Raw genomic sequence first — 2,565 nt, 5'->3', positions numbered from 1 at the left:
TACGCGAAGGCACCGTACTGTCCGCCACCGGCAAGCTCATCGAACTGCATGCCGACACACTCTGCGTCCACGGCGACACACCCCAGGCGCTGGCCTTCGTGCAGCGCATCCGCCAATCGCTCGAAGCCGACGGCATCGCTATCTTGGCGGTAGGTGCTGCGTAAGCAAACAAACAACTCAACGATCCTTTATAATACGAAACACCTCGTCCTCTTCGCAGAAGGGGGGATTTCCTCATGAACGCCGGCCAACACGCAGCCCCGCAACCAGCACGTTTCCGCAAAACACTGAGAGCTTCCCCCCGCCTATGGCGTGGAGATAACGTACCCCTACACCGTGCCACAAGACCATCTTTGGGTCATGGGCGACAACCGCACCAACTCCAACGATTCGCGCTACTTCGGCGCCGTGCCAGTCTCCTCGGTAATCGCTCGGGGCGTTATGGTCTATTGGCCCCTCAGCGACCTCGGGTTGTTAGAGTAAACGAGAGGGCAAACACCCGAGTGCATCTTGAGCCACGGGTTCGAGCCCATCCAGAACAGCGACCCGGTGGTCTGTGATCCGCCGAACTCGTCAGGCTTCACGGCAAAGCACTCGAAAACACCCTCCACTGACGCTGCATTAACTATTCTAAGTTTGGTATACTTTTTTCAAAATGTATCTTAAAAAATATACCAAATGAGGAACTTTTATGTTTACCACAAAGGAAGTCGCCGAAAAGCTCAATGTCACCGTTCGCCGGGTGAACGCGCTCATTGCATCCGGAGACCTTCAAGCCGAAAAATTTGGCAATGCATGGATGATTGATGAGCGTTCCGTCTCGACCCGTCTCGAACAGCCTATTCCATCCGGCCGGCCAAAAATGGGCGAAAAAAACCCCCGCATGCTTTCTTCGTATGTCCTGATGAATCGCAATCATGCTGTACTAACTTTCACCTATAACCGACGTACCCACGAAACTGCGAACGTGACACCTTGCGAGGGTGTCGATTGGAAACCTTTCGGCACCGGCCTCATCGAAACATCCCCTAACCGCTATGATCTTGCAACGTGGATATCCTCGCGGGCGATCCCTGCGTTGCGCCCCCGCCTTCCGCTGGCCCTCAGGAGCCCAGAGGTCACCGATGCTTCCGACCTCATGCTTTCATCATGGGGGCTCAACCTATCCGACCAATATTGGTTCAAACCACTCGATACCCAAGCTGACTGGCATGAGTTGAATTACTTCGAGAACGAATACGAGAAAGCATTCGGCGAAGCCCTTCTCGACGGAGCAAAACGTGCCCATATCGCAGGGTACACGCCCGACACCGCTACCCCCGGCATGCTGGCAAAAGCATGGATGCGCATAGACGGCATCGACTGCCTCGTCAAAGGAGGCTTAGGTAACGAAAATCGAGAACCTTACAACGAGGTACTTGCCACGAAGCTACTCTCACGCCTACTTGACCAAGGAGAGTATTTAGCTTATACACTCGTGGAACGACACGGTCGCGCCTTTTCGGCCTGTCCCACCATGTCTACGGCAGAAACAGAGTTCATCCCCGCTGCAGATGTACTGACGGCTTTCGACATAACCCAAGGCCGCGACGTACACCGCGGCTATCTTGATGCAGGAGCAACACTGGGAATCTCCGACATTTCCGAGCAGCTGGATAAAATGATTGTAGCCGACCACATCATGGCCAACTTCGACCGCCACACCCACAACTTCGGACTTATACGTGATGTCGAGTCACGGGGAGCTTATCGCGTGGCTCCCCTGTTTGACAACGGAGGTGGATTCTACAGCAGAGCGACCACCGTTGAGCTCGAAACCCGCCCCTACGTCTGGGAAGCTCATCCATTTCGGATGTATCCTTCCCAACAATTGGAACTAGTGGGAAGTTTGCAATGGTTCGACCCGGCGTGCCTTGACGGCTTCATGGACGACATCGCTACCATTCTCGGGCAGAACCCCAATTTGGATAACCGATTTATTGAGATGGTTCAGCAGCAAACTGCGCAACGAATCGCCCAGGTTACCCACACTGCAGCCGAAAGAAACGCCCTATTTGGAGGGTTCTGAACTGTCTCAATACCTGTTTTGCGTTCAAAGGGTAATCCCAGGAAACAGGGTAGTCCACAGAAGTTTGTCGGGATGATGGGATCAAAAGGGAACTCACCCCTCCCGGCAATAGGCCCTGCACTCGGGAGGGGTGAGCACAGGGGTGCAAGGAAACCCGGGGCTTTCCCCCGCGCTCCCTGCGCCAAGGAAAACCCCGAGCAATCGGAGTGTCGAAAAGCCTACTTTGCCGCCAGCGCTTTGGCCATCATGCGAGCAAAGGTGACCAAGCGGCCGCAGCAGTTGCCCGTGGACATGTTCAGGTACGTGGTGCTGGTGCAGAAGCCGTTCAACTTCGCCAAAGCCCCCAAGGCGTCATCTATTCGCCGTCAGCCTCAAGCGCCTCGGCCGCTTCATCGATGCAGTGCAGCGCGTTGAGCACGCGCGGATAGCCGATATAGGGCACGCATTGAGACATGACCTTGATAAGGAACAAGCGGTCGTTGCCCACGCGCATATTC

At 55.0% G+C, this 2,565-nt stretch carries 4 protein-coding genes; 3 read left to right on the top strand and 1 reads right to left on the bottom strand.

The annotated features are described in order from the left end of the window. Nucleotides 1–17: 17 nt before the first annotated feature. The 3 genes from RR842_RS13750 to RR842_RS13740 all read left to right on the top strand — a co-directional run bounded on the left by RR842_RS13750 (nt 18) and on the right by RR842_RS13740 (nt 2,068). The gene (locus tag RR842_RS13750; RefSeq protein ID WP_332730155.1) at nt 18–164 is read left to right on the top strand and encodes a LamB/YcsF family protein; all 147 of its coding nucleotides are present in this window, start codon (nt 18–20) and stop codon (nt 162–164) included. Nucleotides 165–312: 148 nt separating this feature from the next. After that, nucleotides 313–483: a signal peptidase I gene (gene lepB / locus RR842_RS13745; RefSeq protein WP_332723041.1), complete on the top strand. Its 171-nt coding sequence runs from the start codon at nt 313–315 to the stop codon at nt 481–483. A gap of 208 nt (nt 484–691) precedes the next feature. Beyond that, nucleotides 692–2,068 carry a DNA-binding protein gene (locus tag RR842_RS13740; protein WP_332730154.1) on the top strand — a complete coding sequence of 459 codons (1,377 nt, stop codon included), beginning with the start codon at nt 692–694 and terminating at the stop codon, nt 2,066–2,068. A gap of 218 nt (nt 2,069–2,286) precedes the next feature. Here RR842_RS13740 and RR842_RS13735 read toward each other — a convergent pair whose 3' ends face one another. Continuing rightward, entirely contained in the window at nt 2,287–2,415 is a 129-nt protein-coding gene (locus RR842_RS13735) for a hypothetical protein (protein ID WP_332730153.1), read from the bottom strand. Between the last annotated feature and the right edge of the window lie 150 nt (nt 2,416–2,565).

Source organism: Gordonibacter sp., from assembly GCF_036667095.1.
Lineage (GTDB): Bacteria > Actinomycetota > Coriobacteriia > Coriobacteriales > Eggerthellaceae > Gordonibacter.
This window is presented reverse-complemented; position numbering and strand designations above follow the sequence as displayed.

Bases quoted from the DNA above. Each gene is read 5' to 3' on its own strand.
- RR842_RS13740 (WP_332730154.1), top strand. From the start codon at position 692: ATGTTTACCACAAAGGAAGTCGCCGAAAAGCTCAATGTCACCGTTCGC.